We start from the raw sequence: 22,729 nt of genomic DNA, 5'->3' as shown, positions 1-22,729 counted from the left end.
TTCGATGCTTTGTTGAACTGAGGTCTTGCTTCGAGGAGTAATCGCTGTCATAGTCCGTGAAACGTTTCATAAATGGAGGGTCCGATGTCAGTACCGGTGGCAGTCGAAGCGGCTCTCGCGCTACATGGCGTCTCCAGGCAGTTCGGGAAGGAGGTGTGGCTCTGCTCGGGCTCGTCACGCGTCGAGGTCGGCCCGGTGCGGCCCGGCCTTCGGCTCCACCGTGGAACCGAACGCCGTCGGAGTCGCGGTGGTTTGTCAGGAGTCCGTCCCGTTCCCCGGGTTGTCGGTTGCCGAGAGCATCTCCACGGGCCGTTGACAGTGGTGCGGCGCGGCTCGGCGCTTGTTCGGCGATTCGCCGCTGGTCGCACGGACACGGGAAAAGAACCGGAGAAGATCTTTTCAACTGTCCGATGACTTGATGTACGGGAAGATATTCGGCCCCGCGGCCGCGTGTTTTCACGCGGCGTCGGAACGCTGAGTTTTTCATTCCCGTATCGCGTAGAGGATCATGCGGGTGTGCGCGTCTGAGCGAGATGTGACTTTCCGTTGAAACCGCCTTTGGTGTCCAGTGGCAACTCGCTGCTCGGGTGATTCTTCCGGTTTCTGTTTTCCGCGGAACTTCGTCAACTGTCCTGTGCGCGATCCTCGTAGTGCCTGTGGTTGTCCGGATCATTCGAGGTGGTGGCGATGCGAGTTGTATTTGAACGTTTCAATTCGGCTGTTCGGGCCGAGGTTCGCGATGGCGGCCGGCTTCCGGGTCTATCCGTAAGAAGTGACGAGCGGGAAGGAAACCGTGCTCATGGCTGAGATGTCGTCCGACTCGGACGGTGTGTCCCGCAGGAGATTCCTCCAGTCCACGGCCGCCGGTGCGGCGGGCTTGGCCGTCAGCGGCACAACGGTTGGTCTCGGGGCCGAAGCGGCGGAGGCCGCTGTCGCGGGCCGAGGGACGGTCCGCGGCTTGTCGGTCGCGGGACGGTTCGACCACCCGCTGGGTGTGGACAACCGCACGCCGCTGCTCGCCTGGCGGCTGGAACGGGGAACCCAGCACGCTTACCGGATTCGCGCCGCGAGCAGCACGGCGAAGCTGCCCGATCCGGATCTGTGGGACACCGGCTGGGTGCGGTCCGGTACTTCGACCGGAGTCGCCTATGCCGGTAAGCCCCTCTGCTCGCGGCAGCCGGTCGTCTGGCAGGTGCGGATCACCGACGCCCACGGCACGGTTTCGGAGTGGAGCGCTCCGTCGACGTGGGAGCTCGGACTGCTGGACCGGTCCGACTGGTCACCCGCGACTTGGATCGAGCATCCCGACCGCGAGAACACCGATCCGCTGCCCGTCTTCGCTCGTGGTTTCACCGTCGACGAGGGCAAAACCGTGGACCGAGCACGGCTCCACCTGGCCGGGCTCGGCGCCTATGACGCCACGCTGAACGGTCGGCGAGTCACCGACGCGGTACACCTGCCCGGCGACTCCAACCCGCAACGGTCGGTCGAGGTGGGAACCTACGACGTCACCGAGCTGTTGGAAAGCGGCCCGAACGTCCTCGGCGTCCAACTCGGCAACGGCATCTTCAACGCCGTCGAGGTCACCAATCCGGCCGTGGGGCGAACCGAGGCCTACAACAAATTCACCAGTGAGATCGTGCAGCCGACGACGCTCGCCGCGGCGACCGGAGCCGGTGACACGAGCATCAAGGTGGCCGATGTCGACGGTTTCGACGTCGGGGCCACGGTGAACATCGACACCGGCAACGGCGGCACCCTTCTCGAAAGCCGTGTCGTCACGAAGGTGGGCACCGCCGGTGCGGACGGCAGCGGCATCGGTTTCACCGAGCCCCTCGCTCACGAACACGATGCGGGTGGCACCGTCACCCACTCCGGAACCGCCAACGAGACCCGTACCGCGATCACTCCGCGGTTGCTGGCGCGTCTGGAAGTCGGCTACACGGACGGATCCACCGACACGATCGTCACCGACCGGCAGTGGCGCACGGCGCTCGGCCCGTCTGTCACCGACAACTGGTACGCGGGCACCGACTACGACGCGCGCCGCGAACAACCCGGTTGGGACCGGCCGGGTGCCGATCTGTCGGCTGCGGCCACGCGCAGGAACGGGGAACCGGCCGGCTGGATCTCGGCGGGAATCGCCCCGCCGCCCAACCTGGCGACCGATCTCGCCTGGCGGCAGGGCGATCCGGTCAGGATCGTCGACACCGTCGCTCCGGTGGCCGTCACCGAACCGAAACCCGGAACCTGGGTGTTCGACTTCGGACAGAACTTCTCCGCGCTGTTCGACCTCAGCGTCGACGCCTCGGTACCGGCGGGAACCGTGATCAAGATGCGGCCCGCCGAGTCGCTGCACGACGACGGCACCGTCGACGCGTCCAGCATGGGCAGCGACGAGCACATCTACGACACCTACACCACCGCTGGTGCATCGCAGGGCGAGAAGTGGCGGCCACAGTTCGTTTACCACGGCTTCCAGTACGTCCAGGTCACCGGACTTCCCTCGGGCCACCGGGCGACGACCGGGATGCTGACCGCGCTGCCGATCCGCGCGTCGATGGACGTCTCCGGTGACGTGTCCACCTCCAGCGACATGGTCAACCGCATCCACCGGATGAGCACCTACTCGATCGCCAGCAACACGCAGTCGATCTTCACCGACTGTCCCAACCGGGAGAAACTGGGCTGGTTGGCCGACGTGCTGCATTCGATCCAGGCCATCGACCGCAACTTCGAGATGTCGGCCTACCTGCCGCACATGCAGCGGGTGATGCGCGAAGCCCAGCTCGTCTCGGGACCCAGCGCGGGTATGGTTCCCGCACACGCCCCGGAGTTCCCGGTGTTCGGCGGTGGGTATCGCGACGACATCAACTGGGGCAGTTCGGTGATCGTCTTGCCGTGGTGGCTGTGGCAGCACCACGGTGACACCGCGACGATGGCCGAGTACTACCCGGACATGGTCGACTACCACGATTTCGTCCGCACGGTGCAGGCCGGTGCGGACGGCGGTATGAACCTGGTCCGTGGCGGGCTGGGTGACTGGGTGGCCGCGGACGACCGCACTCCCAAGCTGCTGACGGGCACCTACGCCTACTACCGGATGACCGACAAGCTGGCGCGGATGGCCGACGCGCTCGGCAAGAATGCCGACGCGCGGCGCTACAGCGACCTCGCCGCGGACATCAAGGCCGAGTTCAACGCCTGCTTCTTCAACGACACGCTCCGGGCCTACACCAACGAGGGCAACGGTGGCACGATCGGCACCCAGGCCGACGACGCGCTGGCGCTGGACGCGGGACTGGTCCCGGACGGGCAGGAAAAGCACGTTCTCGACGACCTGGTCCGGCGGATCCACGCCTACCACCCGTCCGGTGGGGGACCGCACCTCAGCGGCGGAACGATCTCGCTCGGCCCCACCTTCCGCGCGCTGACCGACGGCGGGCGCGCCGACGTCGTCTGGGACGTACTGCACGAGACCACCAGGCCCAGCTACGGGGCTTTCCTGCGGCCCAGTGAGATGAACCCCCACGGCATGACCACCGTTCCGGAGCACTGGCACGCCCCGGAGAACAGTTCGTCGCTGAACCACATGATCCTGCTGCAGATCGACGAGTGGTTCAGCACGGGCTTGGCCGGCATCCGGCGCGCACCCGGCTCCGTCGCCTACGGGAAGGCAGTCGTCAAGCCTCGGCTAGTCGGCACCGACGAGCACCCGCTCACTCACGTCGAGGGGCACTACGACGGCCCGCGTGGCCGGATCAGCAGCTCCTGGCGCCTGAAAGGCCAGGGCAGTCGGGATTTCGAGCTCGACGTCGTCATCCCGGCCAACTCGATCGGCGAGATCCACGTTCCGACGATCCGTCCGCAGGCGGTGTGGCTCAACGGTCGTCATGTCCGCGCTTCCAAGGAAGTGAAGTTCGAGTCCTATACGGATGGCTGCGCCGTTTACTCGGTCGGACCGGGTAGCTACGGCTTCAGCTCACAGCTGCACCAGGGTGGAGGTCACCGATGAACGAGGTATCCAGACGAACCATTCTCGCGGCGACTGCCGGGGCGGGCGTCGCGGCCGCCCTGCCGTGGAGCCTTCCGGGAGGCGGCAAGGCGGCCACGGCGCAGGGGTCCCACGCGGGTGCCTTCGCCGAGGCGTTCGCCGTCCCGCCCCGTACGGTGCAGGGCAGGTTCCGCTGGTGGTGGCCACACGGCCTGGTCGATCCGACGGAGATCGCTCGGGAGATCGACCAGATCGCCGACGCCGGATTCGGCGGTGTCGAGATCGCGGACGTGCACCACAGCGTCGAGGAGCCGTTGGACCCGGCCGAGCACGGCTGGGGCACCCGACCGTGGGTCGCGGCGGTGGAGGCGGCGCTGGGCAGGGCGGCCGAGCGCGACGTGACCGTCGACATCACGATCGGACCGTCGTGGCCCGCCGCACTGCCCACCGTGACTCCGCAGAGCACGGCAGCCGTGAGCGAGTTGGCGCACGGGCTCGTGAGGGTCGACGGCGGCGGTTACGACGGCGAGGTCCCCGGGCCGGCGGTCGCACCCGCCTCCGGTGTCACCGAACGCAGGCTGCACACGGTGCAAGCGGTCCGGCTCGCCGAGGGCGCCGCCATGGAGAAGCCGTACCACCTGGACCGGGCGAGCGTCACCGACCTCACCGACTCCGTGCGCGACGGGCACGTCGGGTTCACCGCCCCGGACGACGGCACCTGGTTGATCATCGCCACCTGGCTCCGCGGCTCGGGACAGCGCCCGGAAGCCGGTCCGCACACCGAACCGGTGTCCTACGTCGTCGACCACTTCAGCGCGGCGGGCACCCAAGCCGTGATCGATTTCTGGGAAACGGAGATCCTCAACCCGCGGCTCCGGGAACTGATCCGGCGTACCGGCGGATCGATGTTCGAGGACTCCATCGAACTGGAAACCGAAGCGACGCTGTGGACACCGGCCATGTTCGACGAGTTCCGGCGGCGCAAGGGATACGACCTGCTGCCGTACCTGCCGGTCGTGCTGCGGATGCACGAGGACGGCGTGTTCTCCTACGACGGCGTGACCGACCGCCGGGTGGTCGACGATCTCAACGACGTCCGCTCCGAGCTCTACATCGAGCACCACCTGCGCCCGCTGCGGGAATGGCTGCACGGAATCGGGCTCGAGCTGCGCATCCAGCCCTACGGTCTGGAGACCGACGCGTTGGCGAGCGCCGCCATCATGGACACACCCGAGGGCGAATCGCTGGGGTTCAACAACCTCGACGACTTCCGCTCGCTGGCGGGTGGCCGCGACATGGGCGGCAACAAACGACTCTCCAGCGAGGCCGCCGCTGTCTACGGCGGCTCCTACAGCACGACGTGGGACCACGTCGTGCGCAAGGTTTCCCGTGAATACGCCGCGGGCGTCAACCAGGCGGTGCTGCACGGGTTCTCCTACGCCAACGCACCGGGAGCCCGGTGGCCCGGCTTCGCCGCGTTCACCCCCTACGACGGCGGTGTCGGCTACAGCGAGTCGTGGGGGCCGCGGCACCCGATCTGGCGACACGCTCCCGACATCGCGGGATTCATGGCACGTTCGCAGTTCGTGCTGCAGACCGGGACGTCGCGGGTCGACGTGGCCTTCCTTCGCCAGAAGGGCTATGCGGGCACCGGTTTCGGTGCGGCGTGGTTCACCCCCGAGGGCATCCCGCTCGGCTGGACGCACCAGTTCCTCAGCCCGCGCCTGCTCGAACTTCCGTCGGCGCGAGTGGCGGGCGGCAGGCTGGCACCGGACGGCCCCGGGTACAGGATGCTCGTGTTCGAGGGCGACGCCTTCAACGGGAGGGTGGAGACGATGCCGCTGGCCACGGCGCGGCGGTTGCTCCAGTTCGCCCGCGAGGGCCTGCCGATCCTCGCGGTCGGTGGTTGGGACGCGCCCACGGTTCCGGGGGTTCCCGAACCCGGCGAGAACGAAAAGCTCACCGAGGTCATGGGGCAGCTGCTCGCGCAGCCGTCGGTGCGCCGCGTCGACAGCCGCGCGGGGATTCCGGACGGCGTGGCCGCGCTGGGCTTGCGGCCGGACGTGCGCTACGCCGAGTCCTCCCCACTGCTGCACGCCCGACGCCACGACGATGACGCCGAGTACTACTACTTCGTCAACGGCTCCGAGGACGAGGCGGTGGATCACGACGTCACCTTCGCCACCACCGTGTGGCCGGTGATCCCGTATCGTCTCGACCTGTGGAACGGCAGCGTCGAGCGGGCTTTGGTCCACGAGGCCGAACGCGGCACCGTCCGGTTGCGGGTGCGCCTCGAACCCGGCGCCGCCACCGTGATCGTGCTGGCCCGACCGAACTGGCTCGGTGACGGTGTCGCGGCGGGACGCCGCGTACGGTCCACCGATGCGGACGCGGTGAAGGAGATCGACGATCGGGTGGTGGTGCGCGCCGCGTCGGGCGGGACCTACCGCTCGACGATGGCGAACGGCCGGACCGTGTCGACGCGGATCGACTCGGTTCCGGACGAGATCCCCCTCACGGACTGGACGTTGACCGTCGAGGACTGGCGCCCAGGTGCCTCACCGACCGAGACGGACGTTCGCAGACACGAGAGGGCACTCGACTCCCCGGTGCCGTGGACGGAACTGCCCGGCCTGGCGGACGTGTCCGGAGTGGGGCGGTATTCGGCCACGGTGCATCTCGGACCCGCCTGGACGGGTGGGCACGGCGCGTACCTGCGTCTCGGGGAGGTCACCGACACGTTCCGCGTCTCGGTGAACGGAAACGAGCTGCCGCCCGCCGACCAGCAGACCGCGGTCGTCGACGTGGGCGGTTTTCTCCGCGAGGGGCGCAACACGATCGAGATCGAGACGGCATCGACGCTGATCAACCGGATGCGCGTCTTCCGCCCGGACGTGTACGGCGCGGTCGACCGTTCCCGCTACGGCCTCGCCGGTCCGGTTCGTCTCGTCCCGTACGGCCAGGCCCGCCTGAAGTAGTCGACGTGGCCGCATGCGCGACGACGCGTCGCGCGGTTTCCGGATCGATCGGATGCGTTTGCTCACCGTGCCTACGCCGGAGTCGAACGCGAGGACGAGGTAGTCCTCGCGTTCGACTATTGTCCGCACGGGAAGGGTGGTGTCACCTCGCTTAACAAGGAATCACTCCGGTGGGCGAGACCAGCGAGCAGGCAGAGCGGAACGAACTCGTTATAGGTATTTTGTGCCTCCGCGAATGACACCGACGGCAACCGGCTCTCGTCGTCGACGTCCCGGTCGACTGGCAGCACTTCTTGCTGAATATATCGACAACCCGCTGCCATACCCGGAATGTGGCGGCGAGATTATCGAATTCTCGGACTCGATGTACCGCACCCCCGTGACGACCTCGGTGCGAGGCTACTTCCGCTGGAGGTTTCGATCAGCCGGGGTAACCCCGGTGCCGGTCTGGATGGTGCCCGCACCTGTGCTTGCTCGATGGTCGCAGGTCAATATTCGGCTTACTCGGCAAGATCCGTGACAGTCACCGGACATCCCCGTTCTGGTAACCGTCGCGATCATCGGCCCGGCCGAGTAGACACGTCGGCTTCCGGCGCTGGGGACGTGGTTGGCAACGTGCGAACCGTGCTGCGTTCGTTGGTGGAGGATCAACCGTCCCAATCGTGTTTTGTCGATGAGTGCGGCGAGCGCGCTGTGCTCCCGTCGGGGAGAAATCTTCCGGAGTACTGAGTTCCCTCGTGTTGAGTAGCCGATAGTTATAGGCCATGCGCTCGAAGCACCCGCCACATTGAAAACGGCTGCGTGTGAGGCCGTTCCAACACGTTGAGATCGGCCGCGTCTCACCCTCACGCCGGTAGCACTCGGCGGTTGATGCTGAGCAGACTCGAAGCCATGGTCAACACCGAAGACGCGTGGAAAACGCTCCAGCAGACCACCGACCTCATCAAGGTCGCGGATACGAAGGCCGCAGCTGTGCTTGCCGCGAATGGTGTGCTCGGCGGTGTACTGGTGCGAGCTCTCTCCGCGCCGAATGATTGGGCGGCCAGGTGGCTCTACGCGGTCCTGCTGCTCGTCAGCCTCGCTTTGGCGACCCTGAGCATCGTCGCCGCGCTGTGGGTGTTCACACCTCGGCTGAACACTGGGCACTCACGGTCGCTTCTCCACTTCGACAACATCGCTCGTTGCTCTCCGGCATCGGATGGTTTCGCGCTGGCATACCGGGATCTGCTGGAGGACGGTGAACAACTGCAGCTGTCGCTCACACAGCAGGTGTGGGCGACCAGCCGGATCGCTCGACGCAAGTTCCGCGCCGTCACACCGGCCATCTGGTCCTTCGGCACATCGCTCCTCACCGCGCTGGCGGCAGGCTGGGCAGGGCTGTTCGAGTGATCTTGGGCTTTCCCGGACCACCTCCCGGCGATCAGGAGCTACACAGTTTGGGCGTGAGTGCCGTCAACGACTTCCGGGGCCCACGTGGTTTCCGCTCTCTTGTACCGAGCGATGCCTGGGCAGCACTGGTACAGCAAGGTGTTCGCAGCACGCACCACGCGCGGGAGCGCGTGCTGCACCAGGGTCAAGCAGGCGGGTGGGTACTGCTGTGCCTGTCCGGCCGGTTGAAGGTCGTGTACTCCGAACCCGACGGCCGCGAGCTCGCGCTCGCCGTCCGCGGTCCCGGTGACGTGATAGGCGAGTTCTCGGGGCGAGACGGAGGTCCGAGGTCGGCCACGGTGCAGGCCATCGAACCCGGCATCACCTACAGGCTCCCCGACGAGCGGTTCGGCGAGCTCCTCCAGCGTTTCGACCTGGGGTCGAAGCTGGACGCTTATATACTGGGCAAAGTGCGTGAGAGCTCCGCGCATTCTTGGCAGCTGGCTCACCGCACCGCCTCGGCGCGTCTCGCCGACTTCCTCGCGGCGCTCATCGACGTCGCGGGGCCTGATCACCCTTGTCCGGCCACCATCGCGATGTCGCAGGAAGAGCTGGCCTCAGGGCTGGGTTTGGCGCGGTCGGCCGTCACCCCGGTGCTCGCCGAGTGGAAGGCGGCAGGGCTCGTGCGGATCTCCCGGGGAAAGCTTCACGTGACTGATGTCACCTCGCTTCGTGCTTGTAGCGAGGCCAATGTGTCCAGTTCTGGACAGAACACCGCGAGATGACCGGGCAGCCTCACTTCCGTCAGTCGCACGCGAAGACGCGAAGAAGGAGCACTGGTGGACCGAGAACTCCCCACCGACAACCGCTCGATCGGTGAGCACACCGGCATACTCGCGGTGGACGTTCGTCACTTCAGCAAGCACAACGACGTCCAGCAGAAGATGATCGCAGAGCAGTGGTTGCCCGATGTCCTCGAACAGGCCGCGAGCCGTGCCGGTATCGCGGAACTCTGGCGGGGACGCGGGTTCCGAGCCTTCCGCGGCGACGGCTACCTCCTCGGCTTCTCTCCGGATCTGGTGGCCGCCGTGGTCGACAGGTTCTTCGACTCGCTGCAGGCGGAACTGCGTCGTCGTGCCGCTGAGTTTCGGGCGGCGGAGGTCGAACTCCGACTGCGCACAAGTCTGCATCTCGGCCCCGCGCAGTCGTTCGAAGCGCTGGTGGCCGATTCCTCCGTGGTTGACTCCCCGTCGGGCAAGGTCATGGTCGACACGGGGCGCATGGTCGACGCGGCCCCGGTTCGCTCGTTGCTCGATCACTCGGACTCGAACGTCACGCTCGTGGCCTCCGTGCTCTCCCAAGCCGTCATGGAGCACGTCGTGAGGGCGGGGCGAACCACGCGGCAACCCAGCGAGTTCGTGGAGGCACCGCTGGAGATCGATTCCAAGGATTACACGGGAACGGGGTACTTGCGCGCACCGGTGCTCTCCGGTGAGCTGTTGAGCTCCGGTCTGCTGCACGGGCAACCCACCGACCTGGAGTCCGCGAGTTCCGACGAGCGAGAGACCGATGTCGACGGCGGCGACGTGTCGAACGTGCTCACCGGTACCGCCGGGAAGGCCGTGCAGACCCGCGACGTGCAGGGCGGGATCCACGACACTTCGGTGCGCGAGGTCAGCCGTGGTGTCGCGGCCACCGACCACGGTTCGATCTCGATCGGTCGCGATCTCGACCAATCAACGCAGAAGCAGGAGTTCTCAGGTCAGTTCCACACGAGCGGCGACTCGAACTTCGGACCGGCGAGTGGTCGCCGCGGCGAGAACGAGTCGGGGGAAGGGTGAGTGCCGTGGACCAGTACGACGTCGATGCTTTCGCCGTGCTCGACTCGCCCCACCCGCAGGAGGATTCGACTCCTGCCGAGATGCCGGTTATGAAAGAGGAGGTTACTTACCGGACGAGTACCTCGGCGTCCGGAGGGGGAGCGGTTGGCATCGGTCGCGATCTCGATCAGTCCTACGGCAAGACCGAGATACGTGACTCCATCGTCTTGCTGAAGGACGGTGCGGAACAGTTCGCCCAGGTGGGGGTGCAGGAGCGCAAAGGGCGTGGTCTCCAGGACCGCGAGGCTCTGCAACGACTGGCGGAGACCTACGTGCCACCACCGGGGCTGCTCGACGTGCCGATCGACGGTGAGAGCGAAACGGCCTTCGAGACACTGCGCCGACGTCGGGTCCTGCTGATCGGAGCTCAGGAGATCGACTGCGGCCAGTTCGCCGCTGCGCAACGGCTCGGCTACGAGTTGCAGGAAAGGCATTCGGAGCTCGTCGTCCGGGAAGAGCTGAGTGATCCGGATTTTCGGTTGCGGGCCGATTCGTTGTTTGTCGAGCAGGAACCCGCCGTTGTGCTCGTCGACCTCCGCAGGTCGAGCCAGGACGATCTCCTGGAAGTCCAACGCGATTTGGTCGAGCTCACCCAGCAGATCGAGCGCTATCGGAGTTACTTGATCCTGCTCGTACCCCCCGACCACATGAGCCGGTTCGAGAAACAGCTCCCCGAACGGATGCACATGCTGGGTAAGCCTTCCTCAGTCGAAGTGTTCGAATGCCACTTGGTGGGGGAGGACGCTCGTGCGCTAGTCGAGCGAACCGAATCGGCTTCGGGTCTGGAGAGCCTGTGGCCGCCGAAGGTCGCGGAACTCGCGGAAGCCGTCTCGAATCGCAGCAAACACGGCGACGATCCGGAACGTGTTTTCCGGGACCTGCTCGACAACGAGCTGCACGGTCGAACTGACGAACTGCGGGCCAAGATTCACCAGCGGCAGGTGACGGGGAACTCGGAGTGGATCGCTCTCCTGCTCGCAGCGTCCGCCCTGGAGAGCGCTTCGACCGAGCACATCGTGGCAGCCTCCGATCGGATGCTCGAGTACAACCGTGCCGAGGTGGAACAATCCGTTCCGCTGCTGCGCTTGAGCCCGTTCACCAGGCTGCACGGCCTCGACGACGAGAACTTCGACGTCGGAAGTCGGGAGTTCCGACCTCCGGGATTCGGAGCTCAGGTGCTCCGCCACTTCTGGCGGGAGCATCCGGATCTCCGGAAACCGATGTTGGACTGGATCGGGAAGCTGCCCGGCGAGATCCGCGACTTCGAACGCCACGAACTGGAGCTGCTCGTCGACCGGGTCGCTGATCTGGCCGGTGTAGGAGGCGCCGAGCTCCCGCTCAGGCTGGCCCGCAAGTGGTCGATGACCAAGGCGGGCAGGGAATCGGGTGGAGCCCAGACGTCCAACAGCGCCTCGGACCGCTCTCGACGCTCCATCGCGGTGCGCCTGCTGACCACCACAGCCACGGATCTGTTCCTGGGCAAGAGCGTTCGGCAGAGGCTCTGGGCCTGGTCGAGGGAGGGGAGCGCCGATCTTCAGCTGGTGACAGCGGAGGTGTGCGCGGGTATCGGGCACTCGTTCCCGCGAGTGGCGTTGACCCGGCTCAAACACCTGGCGAACGCGGAGAACGGCTTGGTTCGGGAATCAGTGCGGGAGGCTGTTCAACAGATCGGTATCCAACTCGGTGGTTCCCAGTTCCTGCGGTATCTATCGGAGTGGTTCGACGGGGCCTCGCCAGCACGTCTGCGCCTCCTGTCGGAGGCTGTCGCGGAGGTGCTGAGGGAGCAGAACGGTGAGGTCGATGCCCAGCTGGCGACGTCCTTCTGGCAGCGAGCCCTCGGAGCCATGCCTCCGGAGGACAGCCGGACCATCGTCCAAAGCTGGCTCCGAGCAGCATCCGCGGTTTCCCCAGCTCAACGGGATTCCATGGTGGAGTCGCTCGTCCAGGCCACCAGCTGCGACTCGATCAGGATCGCGCAAGTGGAACACGCCAGCCGGATCGAGCGCGCCTCGCTCGACCTGAGTTCTCTCGGAGACGACTCGTTGACCTCGGTGGTGCACCAGCTTTGGACACGGCTGGACGAAGTGGACCCCGTCTGGCGATAGGAGGGAGTGAACGTGCCGGTGTCTCAATGGAAGCGGCTGCTGTTGCACCGCTGGGAAGTTCGGGAAGGTGTGTCCTCCTCGAACGGTGAGGATTCCTTTGAAGGTCCGTGTTCGGACCGCTCCAGCACGGACGGCCTTTCACTGCCCAGCGCGGACGAGCCACTGCATTTCGATGTGAGTCTCTCGCTGGAGGCATATTGGGGCGGGAATGTACCCGCTCCTTCCGCCCTGATGGACATCGCTTGGGCTGGGCTCATCCATCGAGCTGCGGAAGTGAGCAGGCAGCACGCATTGACCGCCACCGAACGATTGCGGGTTGAGCTCAACGCGGCCCTCGTCGTGTGGTGGCGGGTGGGTGGAACGAACGTGTACGTGCGCGGGCAGTGCTCGTCGGTCGATGCCGACGCGGAGCTCGTCGCGGCGGTCGCCGCTCGTGAGGAGGCGACGCGTCGACACGTCGCGTTGTCGTGGCAGAACCAACAACGCAGTAACCAGGAGGAGCGGATGTGCTCGGTGCTCCTCGACCCGCTTCGGGCCACGGCCTCCTGGTTCCTCGACAACCAGGACAAACCCGAGCAAGTGGTGGCCGTCGCGCAGCAGTTCCACGAACTCCGCGAGGTCATGAGCACTGCGACGCGATCGGAATCCGTGGGCCAGCTCGTCGACAAGCTATTGGTAGCCACTGATGAAACGGTGCACCTTCGTGTGATTTCCACTTTGCGAAAGGTGTTCATCAATTACAACAGGGAGGACTTGGCTGCTCGATTGGACGAACGTGGAACAGGTGAAACAAGCGACCATTAGGATCTGTTGGAACTAGTGAGCCGAGCGATCGGGGGCAGGTTGCGAACCTGTCCCCAGCGCGTGCATGAAGGCTCTCATCGATGTTGTTCTTGTCTGCGTCTCGCGCGACCTGGTTCGCGGAATGGTTTCGACGATGCGGGGGCGTAGGGACTAGCGAGAACACGAGTGAGCAGGGACCCGAAGATGGTGATCTCGGCTTCCGTCATATCGTGCGTCAGCGTTCGTTCGCCTGCCGCGTGGCCGAGGTGGTTCGTTGGTGGACGGCCTGCCCTTTCGAGGTCAGGCTGACGCCGGTGGCCCGCCGATCGTTGTTGACTTTCTCGTGGCGCAGCCGGCCGGATGCGATGACCCGGTTGCTCTAACGCACCATGCGTCTGGCTGGTGATGTCGAGCATCTCGGCCAGGTCCGTTGGATCATCGGGCCGTGTTTCGTACGGCTCACTTCTGTCAGTGCGGGGTGTTCTCGCGGAGCAGGGCGTGTCGTTGCTCGGGAGGGCGACCGGGGCAGGAGGAGCACTTGTCCTCGCCGGGCGCCCGGTAGAGCAGGCAGCACGAGGTTCGCTTGGTGAACAGCCGGGAGGCGTTCGCCCGCGAGTCGATCTCGGTGTAGCGCGGTGCGGGCATCGGGGCGTCCATGGCCGCGACCAGCGGTTCGGCCAGCGCGGTGGCCCGCCCCGGCGCACCCCGTGCGCGTCCTGCCCAGAGCAGACACCCGGCGATGGCGTCGGTCGCGATCGCCCAGAGGGGGCGTTGCCGTATCCCGGCGGTGGCTGCCACCGAGGCGATGCTCCGTTCGAGGGTCCGCCGCAGCTCTTCGGCCAGCGGTTCCAGCCGGTCGCTGCTGGAGAGCACGTTCACCGAGGTGACCCCGGACAGCCTGCTGTCCGGCTGCCAGTGCAACTGGAGGTCCTCCAGCCTGGGAGACAGCGCCTCACCGGTGACGACGTACGAGGCGACCGATGGTGCGATCAGTCTGCTCGACGTCGAGAACCACCACAGGGTGGCCAGCACGCGCGCGTCGTCGGTGTGCCAGATCCGGCCGCGCAACCGCAGCTGCTCGGCCATCCAGTCGGGATTCTCGATGAGAGAAGCGGGCAGTTGCCCGCGGTTCTCGTCGGGAAGCAGCCGAGCGTGCTCGGTGGGGTCCATCCCGTCGAGCGTGCGGGTGAGCAGTTGGTTCGCGCGCGTGCTCATGTTTCTCCTAGGGACGAGGGCGGATCACGGTCCGCGCGGTAACAGGCTGGTCAGTCTCCGAAGAGGACCGTCGCAGCACCCGTACGGGGATGAGTGCCGACCTCGATGTGCACGCCGTACACCTCGGACAACAGCGATTCGGTGAGCACCTCGACGGGGGTGCCGATCGCCACCGCTTCGCCCGCCGCCAGCACGCACAGCCGGTCGCAGAAGCGGGCGGCCAGATTCAGGTCGTGCAGCGCTGCGAGGGTCGTCACGTTCAGTCGGCGCACGAGTGCCAGCACATCGAACTGGTGCCGCATGTCCAGGTGGTTGGTGGGCTCGTCGAGCACCAGCATCCCCGGTTCCTGTACCAGTGCCCGCGCGATGAGCACCCGCTGCTTCTCCCCGCCGGAGAGCTGGGCGAACTGACGGTGGGCCAGTTCGGCCATCTCTACCATCTCCAGCGACAAGGTCACGATCCGCTCGTCGCCGAGGCGATCCCCGCCGATCCTCCGTCGGTGCGGCGCGCGTCCCATCGCGGCCACGTCGTGGGCGGTCAACTCGAACTCGGCGGGAGTCTCCTGTGGCAGGGCGGCCAGCCGACGTGCCAACGATCGGCGTGGCATCCGGAACACGTCTGCTCCGTCGAGCAACACCCGCCCCTCAGTGGGCCGCAGTTGCCGGTATGCCGCGCGCAGCAGCGTCGACTTTCCGGCACCGTTGGGGCCGACCACACCGACCACTTCACCCGGTTCCGCCGTCAGCGACACCCCCGAGACGACTTCCCGGCCCCCTGCATTGCAGGAAACGTCCCGGATGTCCAACTCGGCCGGTCGCACTTCGTGGTGACTCATCGGTCCGCCTTTTCCCGGCGCGTCTGGCGACGCAGCAGCCACACGAAGAACGGGCCACCGCACAGCGCCGTGAGCACCCCGAGCTGGATCTCCTGCGGCGCGGCCACGGTTCGGGCGGCGAGGTCGGCGAGGATCAGAAACGTCGCTCCCAGCAGTGTCGCGGTCGGCAGTACGCGCCGGTGGTCCGCCCCGACCAGCATGCGCACCGCGTGCGGCACCATCAGGCCGACGAACCCGATGGCACCGCTGACCGCCACCATCACACCGGTCATCAGCGACACCAGCACGAACATTCCGGTGCGGAACCGGTGCACGTCCAGCCCCAGGGTTCCTGCCGACTCCTCGCCCGCGAGCAGCAGGTTCAGCGACCCGGACTGCCACAGCAGCACGGCCAGACCGACCAGCACCACGATCGCCGGTATCGGCAGCGTCTGCCACTCCGTTCCGGCGACGCTGCCCAACCTCCAGAACCGGATCGAGGCCATCAGGTGCGGATCGGAGGCGGTGCTCAGCAACAGATCGGTCAGCGCGGAGAGCACGTAGGACAACGCCACACCGGCGAGGACGAGGCGGGTGGTGGTCATCCGTCCACCCGAGCTCGCGAGGGCGTAGACCGCCGCCAGGGTGACCATCGAACCGGCGAACGCGGCCACCATCGGAGTGGCGAGCGTCCCGAGAACCGTGGCGCCGGTGACCAGTAACGTCACTGCGCCCAGGGATGCTCCCGAGGAGATCCCGAGCAGGAAGGGATCGGCGAGCGGGTTGCGAACCAGTGCCTGCAGTGCGGTCCCCACGGCCGAGAGTCCGGCACCGACGATCCCGGCCAGCAGCACTCTGGGAAGCCGCACGTCCAGCAGGATCGTGTCGTAGGTGGCCGGCCACCCGGGATCGATCCATCCCGGGAACACCTGCTGACCGAGGATGGCGACCACGTCCGTCGGAGGTAGCGAGACCGACCCGACGGCGAGGCCGACGACGACGGCCACCATCAGTGCGGCGCCGAGCAGGACCAACACCACCGGGTAGGAAACCCTGCGTTCGCGGGGCGAAACGCGCTCCGGGGCGGGGCGCGCCGAGTCCGCTGCCGGGTTCGATTCGACTGCCTGGTTCGTGTCCTCCGACAAGGCGTCGACGGAGCTCCGCACGTTGCCACCGCTCAACGGAACCGTCCCGGATGCAGTTGTTCACTCAGGTCCGCTACGGCGCGGGGGACACGCACTCCGGCCACCGCGCTGGATAGCGGCAGCACCGCGAACCTTCGGTGCTCGATGGCGGGAACGCTCGCCAGCGCAGGTTTGTGCAGCAGCAGGCGTTTCTTCTGCTCGACCGTGGTCGATCCGTAGTCCAGGATCACGATCCGTTCGGGTCGCCGCTTGATCACCTGCTCCCAGGAGACGTCGACGAAGCCCTCGTGCTGATCGGCGAAGATGTTGCGACCGCCGGACATCCGGACGATGGCGTCGGCGATCCCGTCTCCGCCCGCGGTGTAGGCCGACTTCGTGCCGCTGTCGTAGACGAACACGCTCACCGGTTTCACGTCGCCCAGCTCGCGCTGAGCTTCCGACCGCGTCGCGTTCATACGGTCGATGAGATCCCGCGCCCGTTCCGGTACGTCGAAGATCCTCGCGATCGTGCGGATCTCCTCGTGAATCTCGGAGATACCCACCGGGCCGTCGGTGCAGTTGGCGATGTTGAGGTGAGTCCTGATTCCCGCCTCGCGCAGTCGTTTACGCGAGCGCCCGTCCTGCTGGCCGAAGGCGGAGGAGTAACCGCCGTAGACGAAGTCGGGTGCCTGCCGCAGCAACGCCTCGTAGGAGGGGTACCGCTCTGCCAGCACCGGAATCCGCCGGTACTCCTCGCGATACTCCGCGAGGATGCGATCGTCCAGATAGGCGGTACCAACCATGCGGTCGGCCAGACCGAGCGCGAGCATGATCTCGGTGGTGTGCTGGTTCATCGTCACCGCACGTCGCGGTGGCCGTTGGTAGGTCGTGGTCTCTCCGCAGTTGGTGACCGTGACGGGGAACCCGGAAGGGGAATCTTCCTGGGCACCGGCTTTCGTTCGCGCGCCGGTGGTGCCACATCCGGAGATCAGCGCGGTCAGTGTCAGTGCGGCCAGCACCGTGGCGGCGCGTCGTGGTCGGTCGCGTCCGGCGTGGGGCCGGGCGAAGATACATCTCGCCGGGTGGCGCATCGGTCCTCAATCCATCGTCGAGCGATACCTGCGCCGCAGCCGGTCTCCTGGCTTCCGGATCGTCACGTCCGCGCTGCCTTCCCGGCGCTTCGGCCAGTGGCGTCGTGGTGCGGGACGCTCCCCGGTCACAGTGGCGAGGACCACGCCGGATTCTCACCGGCTTCCCGTGCACTGCGGCGAAAGCCGAAGCTACACGTTCGAAGCGCGATATTGGACCTTCGCATGACGAACCCCACTCGCTCATCGTCGGTCGCCGCGTCGGCGCTCACGCCGACGACCACGGTCGGCGATCATCGCCACACCTCGTCGACCGTGGTCACGCTGGTCACTACTTCTCGGTTGCCCGTTCGAGCGGTTCGACGATGGTGTGTAGTTCCTCCAGGCCGATGGTGGCCGGGTGTCCGGAGTTCAATGCGACACTGAGCACTTCCATGGCCCCGCTCGGGGGTGGGCTCGCGAGCAGCATCTCCAGAACCGCTTCCGGGCCGCTTGTCTCGAGGGCCTGGATCAGCTGTTCGGCCAGGCTCAGCGCCTGTTCCTGTTCGGTCAGGTCATTTTGATCGAGCGCGCCGTTGTTCACCAGGTTCTGGACCGCGAGCGGCCCGAGCACGTGATCCGAACGCAGCCGCCGCAGTACAGTCGTGCCCTCGCTTGAGTTCGTGGCCAGCACTTCGAGCATGGCGGCGCCCTGCTACGGAACGGACACAGCCGGACCGCGTCGATCAACCGCTCCGGGCCGTCGCTGTCGTGGACCGAGAGCCAGCGATCGATTTCCTCGCGGGCAGCCTCGAGTGGATGCCGTTCGGCGATCGTTCCGAGCAACTGCGCCGGTGTTGCCTCGGTCAGCTCGCCCACCAGAGGGGCGTATCGACCTTCGTCGAGCAACCAGATGCGCACACGCGCGGTCGCGGGCGGGGTCAGTCGGACGAGATCGACTGGACCGGCCCCGGAGTCCGGAGTGGTGCTGAGGTTTCCTCGCTCCGCTGCCTGCAGGGCGCCGATGCCGTCGTCGACGGTTGGATCCTCGGCAAGGTCGGCGAGGAAGGTCTGCTCCGCGATGCCGGTGGTCAGCTCCACGGCGCCGAGGAGGTCCAGTGCCCGGAGAATGCGCCACACCTCGTTGTCGGTCAGTTTCCGCACCAGTCCTCGCCGCGACTCGTCGAGATCGTCGAAGCCACAGGACAGCCATACGCTTTCCTGCAGGCGAACGACGGGAAAGGCTTCCGGCATGCCGTAAAGACTGCGCAGGATGTCCGGAACGATCTCGCGAAAGAACATGTCGGGCATCGCCGGGCCGTATCGAGGTGGCTCGAGGATCTCGTCGCCCAGTTCGACGATCGCGTCGAACGCCTTGTTCCACAGTCCCCTGCTGTCGCGCAGCAGTGGCCTCGCCTTCGCGATCGGCACCAACCGGTTCTTGACCACACGCACCACACGGGTCTTTTTCGCCCAGGCGACGATCAGTCCGAGTTCGGTTAGCTCGGCGCTGCTTTGGGTACGATACGTCCGGTCACCGAGGACGGGGTCGATCGTGTCGCCGGTGTTCAGTCGTGTCACCAGTTCCCGCGCGTCGGCGAGCTTGAGCCGGCCGGTATCGGTCAGTGCGCGACCGTCGCGGCCCAGCCATTCCACGAGTTCACGCAGACGCCATACGAGCGGGCTGTTCTCGGTGGTCTCGGCGAGCTCGTCCTCCGGTGGCAGTGACACCGGAGGCACCATCGGTGCCTGCCCGGGACTCACGTGGTCACCGTCGATGTGCCGAGCCGTGACGCGCTGGAGAGCGGCGCTGTCGTACTCGACCGTGTCCTCGCGGACCCGCTCGACGAAACGGTTCATCGCGGCGTGGTCGGTGGGATCCACACCCGAGTCGATCGCCGTCATCGCCCAGAACTTCGCGAGACCGAAGTTGCCGTTGTCCGACATGGCTTGGGGGAACTCGGTGGCCGCGTCGGTGATCGCGGCTTCGATGTCGGTCAGGTGGTCGCTTCCTGCCTCGATCAACTCGGTGTGGTGCAGGTAGCGGATCAACGTGCGCAGCGAGTTCGGTGCTGAGGAGACTTCCTCCGCGCGTGCCGAGACCGTGCGAGGCATCCAGACCAGCAGGAACTTTCCGGCGAGTTCCGTGGTCCAGAACGCCAGGCGTCCGTCGATACCTGTGTGTCGGAAATCCAGTGCGGCGGCGAGTACGAACGGGTCGGCGGTCAATTGTTGTCGGTCGGCCCACTCGGCGCACCTGCGCACCAGTAGATTCTTGGCGACCTCGAACTCGTCGTTCTCGGTGGGATCGTAATGTGTGCGCATTCAGCCGGAGGCTCTTTTCGTGGTCTGGTTCATGCCTCGTAACGAGGTTAGCGCTGTGGTCGTGTCCCGTGGTTCGCGGCCGCGTTACGTCCGTGACCACATCGCGAACGGAACCGCCCGCGCCGTTGGCCCGCCTGCGCCGTTGGTGGAGTACCGCTGAAGTGACGGTGGGTGCGTGGTGTTCGCTCTTGCCGACATCGAGCCACACGAAGGCGCCGATCTCGGCCGGCCCGGTCACGATGCTCCTGTGCGTTGCGGGGCTTACCGGCCTGACAGGTGGCATCGTTCAAGCTGGCGCCCCCATCGCGAGACAGCGTTCGTCGGATAGCGATGCTCACGGGGCGCGGCTCACGGGGCAGCGACGCGCCTTCCGATACAGCCGGAGAGGACGTGTCCACCCGTCGTGTTCACGAGGTCTCGGCGGGGCGAACGACGGCTCGCGCTCATCCGTTCGTGACGCGGGATTCGGTCCTGCGTTACCGCCAGGCCAACCGTGGTGACCAGGCTGGCAGCCACCACGACCAGCCAGGAGACCCCGTTGGGAGAACACTGTGGACACCGATTCCGAACACCGTGACGTCACCCGTCGCGGCCTGTTCCGCGCCGCCGCTGGTACGTCCGTCGCGATCGCCGCCTCGTCGGCCACCTCGATCGGCGCTTCGGCCGATTCGCGTAACTCGTGGCACAGTCACTCCGACGCTGACACCCGCTTCACTCTGGCCGTCATGCCCGACACGCAGTACCTGATCGACGAGGGAGGTTCCGACCCCGAACCGGTGCGCGAGGGTCTGCGGTGGGTGGCAGAAAATCGTCGAAAGCAAAACATCGCCTTTCTCGCCCATCTCGGCGATGTCAGCGAACACGGCACCGAGCGGGAGATGCGGATCGCCGATCGGGCGTTCCGCGGCATCGGACACCGGATGCCCTACAGCGTGCTGGGCGGCAACCACGACGTGTCGGGCGACGACCAGCGCGGCGACACTCCCTATCTGCGGACGTTCGGGCCGGACCGATTCAACCGGATGGACACCTACGGCGGCTCCTCGCCGGACGGCTACAACAGCTACCACGTCTTCGAGGGCGGTGGCAGGCGCTGGTTGCTGCTCGCGCTGGACTGGCGGGTTTCCGATCGCGGCGTGCGGTGGACGCAGGGTGTGCTGAACGAGCACCCCGAGCTGCCCACGATACTGACCACCCACGACCTGGTGTGGGCCGAGGACGACGGGATGGCCCACCTCTCCGACCACGGGCAATGGCTGTGGGAGGGGCTCATCCGCGGCAACGACCAAATCTTCCTGGCGATCGGCGGCCACTACTGGCCCTGCGGTCGCACCACGCTGACCAACGACGCGGGCAACACCGTGCACCTGCACCTGGCCAACTACCAGGAGCGCTATTACGGCGGTGCCGGGATGATCCGGCTGTACTCGTTCGATCCGGTGCGCGGCATGATCGACGTAGCGACGTTCTCGCCGTGGTTGCGCGAGCAGCACGCCGCACGGCGCTCGCCGTTGGAGGCCGAGAACGTGGAACTCACCACGAACGCGGACCGGTTCGGCGTCGAGATCGACTTCGAGGGGCGGTTCGCGGGATTCGCCCCACCGACTTCGTCACCGGAGCGCTCCGCCTCGGAAGTGGTGCATCGCGACACCGTCGCCTACTGGCGGTTCGACCGCTCGGGGTTCGTCGCCGGGAACGACGGTGCCCCGGTGGCGGCAGGTGCGGTCGCGCGGGATCTCAGCGGCAACGGCAACGACCTGATCGTGGAACGCCTGCACGGCGGGCCGCCGGAGTTGCTGACCTTCTCTAGTGAGCACCACGACGCCGCACCCGCCCACGCGAGTCTGCGGTTCGACGGCGGCCAGGATCCGAACAGGGGAGCGGTGCTGCGGGCGAAGCGGGACTCGCCGATCAACAGCGCGGGGTTCACCCGGGGCTACACGATCGAGACATTCCTCAAACTGCCCGAGCCGTTCCGGGGTTCGCACGCCTGGATGGGCATCCTCGGCTGGGAGGGTCGCGCGGGGGACGCGGGCAAGGACGGTGGCTACTCGACCGACGACGCGCCGTGCGGCCTGGCCCTGTCCGGCGAGCGGTTCCTGCAGCACGTGGTGTACCCGCACAACCGCGACGACGATCCCACGTGCTGGAGCCACGCGCTGCCCGTCGGGCAGTGGGTGCACGTGGCCGTGGTCAACGACGGTCGGCACACCACCGTGTATGTGGACCGGTCGAAGATCGCGCGCAACGCCGCCGCCCGATCGAAGGGGATCACCACGCTCGGCGAGCCGTTCGCGCTCGGGGCCAAGCAGAGCGCGGGGCGCTACGGCCAGGGATTCCACGGCTCGCTGGGCGACACCCGGATCACCGCTCGCGCGCTGCGGCCCGAGGAGTTCCTCAGCGCGGTGAGCTCGGACAGCGGGCGGGAGCGTTGAGCGAGACGAGGCCCTGAGGCGCGGGGGCCACGAGCGCGGCTGAGTCGGAGGCCGCGGCGGTCTTCACCAGGGGCGCACGCCGCCGTAGAAGGTGTTCTCGCCGAGCTCGTGCGTCTTGCGCATGACCCTGTCGGGGTTGTCACCGGTGTTGCCCTCGATCAGGGTGACCTGCTCGCCCTGGATCTTCTCGACCACACCGATGTGGTGGCTGGAATCGGGGGTCGCCGGGCCGGTGCCGAACAGCAGCACGTCGCCCGGTCTGGCTTGCTCCAGCTGCGCGCTGCCGTAGGCCGTGCCCTCGGTTTGACCGGTCGTGTAGACGTCGCCGGTGAAGGAGAACTCTTCGGGTTCGACGTCCACGCCCGCCCTTTCCCAGGCCGACATGGCGAACAGCGCGCACCAGGGCACGCACTGCTCGGAGTACACGTGGCAGTTCTTGCCGGTCTCTTCGGTGCCGAGCTCGGCTCGTGCAGCCGTGACGATCTCCTCCCGCACGGTGCCGGGTTCGGCCGTTATCACCGGCGCTGCCGTTTCTCCGCTCGGGGCTTCGGGCGGGCCATCGGGTGCGGAAGGCACGAGCACCGCAGCCGTGATCGCGGCCGCCGCCGACAGGCTCGTCACGATGCCCAGCACCGCCCTA

15 protein-coding genes and 1 riboswitch are annotated in these 22,729 nt (G+C 66.7%); of the genes, 8 read left to right on the top strand and 7 right to left on the bottom strand.

What is annotated here, in order from left to right:
* The first annotated feature begins 799 nt into the window (after positions 1–799).
* The 7 genes from BM394_RS02555 to BM394_RS02525 all read left to right on the top strand — a co-directional run bounded on the left by BM394_RS02555 (position 800) and on the right by BM394_RS02525 (position 13,129).
* Positions 800–4,015: an alpha-L-rhamnosidase gene (locus BM394_RS02555; RefSeq protein ID WP_092973283.1), complete on the top strand. Its 3,216-nt coding sequence runs from the start codon at positions 800–802 to the stop codon at positions 4,013–4,015.
* The gene (locus BM394_RS02550; protein WP_092973281.1) at positions 4,012–6,972 is read left to right on the top strand and encodes a glycosyl hydrolase; all 2,961 of its coding nucleotides are present in this window, start codon (positions 4,012–4,014) and stop codon (positions 6,970–6,972) included. The genes BM394_RS02555 and BM394_RS02550 overlap by 4 nt, the downstream gene beginning before the upstream one ends.
* An 891-nt stretch (positions 6,973–7,863) precedes the next feature.
* Positions 7,864–8,361, top strand: coding sequence for a Pycsar system effector family protein (locus BM394_RS02545; RefSeq protein ID WP_092973702.1), 498 nt, complete (start codon positions 7,864–7,866; stop codon positions 8,359–8,361).
* 53 nt (positions 8,362–8,414) lie between these two features.
* Positions 8,415–9,125 carry a Crp/Fnr family transcriptional regulator gene (locus tag BM394_RS02540; RefSeq protein WP_092973700.1) on the top strand — a complete coding sequence of 237 codons (711 nt, stop codon included), beginning with the start codon at positions 8,415–8,417 and terminating at the stop codon, positions 9,123–9,125.
* Positions 9,126–9,179: 54 nt separating this feature from the next.
* Positions 9,180–10,181: a hypothetical protein gene (locus tag BM394_RS02535; protein WP_092973279.1), complete on the top strand. Its 1,002-nt coding sequence runs from the start codon at positions 9,180–9,182 to the stop codon at positions 10,179–10,181.
* 5 nt (positions 10,182–10,186) lie between these two features.
* Positions 10,187–12,325: a hypothetical protein gene (locus BM394_RS02530; protein WP_092973698.1), complete on the top strand. Its 2,139-nt coding sequence runs from the start codon at positions 10,187–10,189 to the stop codon at positions 12,323–12,325.
* Positions 12,326–12,331: 6 nt separating this feature from the next.
* Positions 12,332–13,129 (top strand): hypothetical protein, encoded by a 798-nt coding sequence (locus BM394_RS02525; RefSeq protein WP_245779928.1) that lies wholly within the window; start codon positions 12,332–12,334, stop codon positions 13,127–13,129.
* A 447-nt stretch (positions 13,130–13,576) separates the two neighbouring features.
* On the opposite strand, the gene BM394_RS02520 is transcribed toward BM394_RS02525, so the two are convergent.
* The 6 genes from BM394_RS02520 to BM394_RS02495 form a co-directional block, all read right to left on the bottom strand.
* A complete protein-coding gene (locus BM394_RS02520) occupies positions 13,577–14,323 on the bottom strand; it encodes a (2Fe-2S)-binding protein (protein WP_092973277.1) in 747 nt (248 codons plus the stop codon).
* A gap of 50 nt (positions 14,324–14,373) precedes the next feature.
* Complete coding sequence (locus tag BM394_RS02515) at positions 14,374–15,159, bottom strand: ABC transporter ATP-binding protein (RefSeq protein ID WP_092973275.1); 786 nt, start codon at positions 15,157–15,159, stop codon at positions 14,374–14,376.
* Positions 15,156–16,304 (bottom strand): FecCD family ABC transporter permease, encoded by a 1,149-nt coding sequence (locus tag BM394_RS02510; RefSeq protein ID WP_245779927.1) that lies wholly within the window; start codon positions 16,302–16,304, stop codon positions 15,156–15,158. The genes BM394_RS02515 and BM394_RS02510 overlap by 4 nt, the downstream gene beginning before the upstream one ends.
* An 11-nt stretch (positions 16,305–16,315) precedes the next feature.
* Positions 16,316–17,353, bottom strand: a complete 1,038-nt coding sequence (locus BM394_RS02505; protein WP_092973273.1) for an ABC transporter substrate-binding protein — start codon at positions 17,351–17,353, stop codon at positions 16,316–16,318.
* A gap of 20 nt (positions 17,354–17,373) precedes the next feature.
* Positions 17,374–17,544, bottom strand: a riboswitch (cobalamin riboswitch).
* A gap of 137 nt (positions 17,545–17,681) precedes the next feature.
* On the bottom strand, positions 17,682–17,963 hold the full coding sequence (locus BM394_RS02500; RefSeq protein ID WP_092973270.1) for a hypothetical protein: 282 nt from the start codon (positions 17,961–17,963) through the stop codon (positions 17,682–17,684).
* Positions 17,930–19,654 carry a hypothetical protein gene (locus BM394_RS02495; RefSeq protein WP_092973267.1) on the bottom strand — a complete coding sequence of 575 codons (1,725 nt, stop codon included), beginning with the start codon at positions 19,652–19,654 and terminating at the stop codon, positions 17,930–17,932. Before BM394_RS02495 ends, BM394_RS02500 begins: the two co-directional genes overlap by 34 nt.
* Before the next feature lie 551 nt (positions 19,655–20,205).
* Here BM394_RS02495 and BM394_RS02490 point away from each other — a divergent pair.
* Positions 20,206–22,089 carry a LamG-like jellyroll fold domain-containing protein gene (locus tag BM394_RS02490; RefSeq protein WP_175529920.1) on the top strand — a complete coding sequence of 628 codons (1,884 nt, stop codon included), beginning with the start codon at positions 20,206–20,208 and terminating at the stop codon, positions 22,087–22,089.
* 63 nt (positions 22,090–22,152) lie between these two features.
* On the opposite strand, the gene BM394_RS02485 is transcribed toward BM394_RS02490, so the two are convergent.
* Positions 22,153–22,722, bottom strand: coding sequence for a CHAP domain-containing protein (locus tag BM394_RS02485; RefSeq protein ID WP_245779926.1), 570 nt, complete (start codon positions 22,720–22,722; stop codon positions 22,153–22,155).
* Positions 22,723–22,729 lie beyond the last annotated feature (7 nt).

This window comes from Actinopolyspora lacussalsi subsp. righensis, from assembly GCF_900116555.1.
Lineage (GTDB): Bacteria > Actinomycetota > Actinomycetes > Mycobacteriales > Pseudonocardiaceae > Actinopolyspora > Actinopolyspora lacussalsi.
The sequence above is the reverse complement of the archived record's forward strand: the minus strand, read 5'-3'. Positions and strand labels throughout refer to the sequence as shown.

Bases quoted from the DNA above. Each gene is read 5' to 3' on its own strand.
- BM394_RS02555 (WP_092973283.1), top strand. From the start codon at position 800: ATGGCTGAGATGTCGTCCGACTCGGACGGTGTGTCCCGCAGGAGATTC.
- BM394_RS02550 (WP_092973281.1), top strand. From the start codon at position 4,012: ATGAACGAGGTATCCAGACGAACCATTCTCGCGGCGACTGCCGGGGCG.
- BM394_RS02545 (WP_092973702.1), top strand. From the start codon at position 7,864: ATGGTCAACACCGAAGACGCGTGGAAAACGCTCCAGCAGACCACCGAC.
- BM394_RS02520 (WP_092973277.1), bottom strand. From the start codon at position 14,323: ATGAGCACGCGCGCGAACCAACTGCTCACCCGCACGCTCGACGGGATG.
- BM394_RS02515 (WP_092973275.1), bottom strand. From the start codon at position 15,159: ATGAGTCACCACGAAGTGCGACCGGCCGAGTTGGACATCCGGGACGTT.
- BM394_RS02505 (WP_092973273.1), bottom strand. From the start codon at position 17,353: ATGCGCCACCCGGCGAGATGTATCTTCGCCCGGCCCCACGCCGGACGC.
- BM394_RS02495 (WP_092973267.1), bottom strand. From the start codon at position 19,654: ATGCGCACACATTACGATCCCACCGAGAACGACGAGTTCGAGGTCGCC.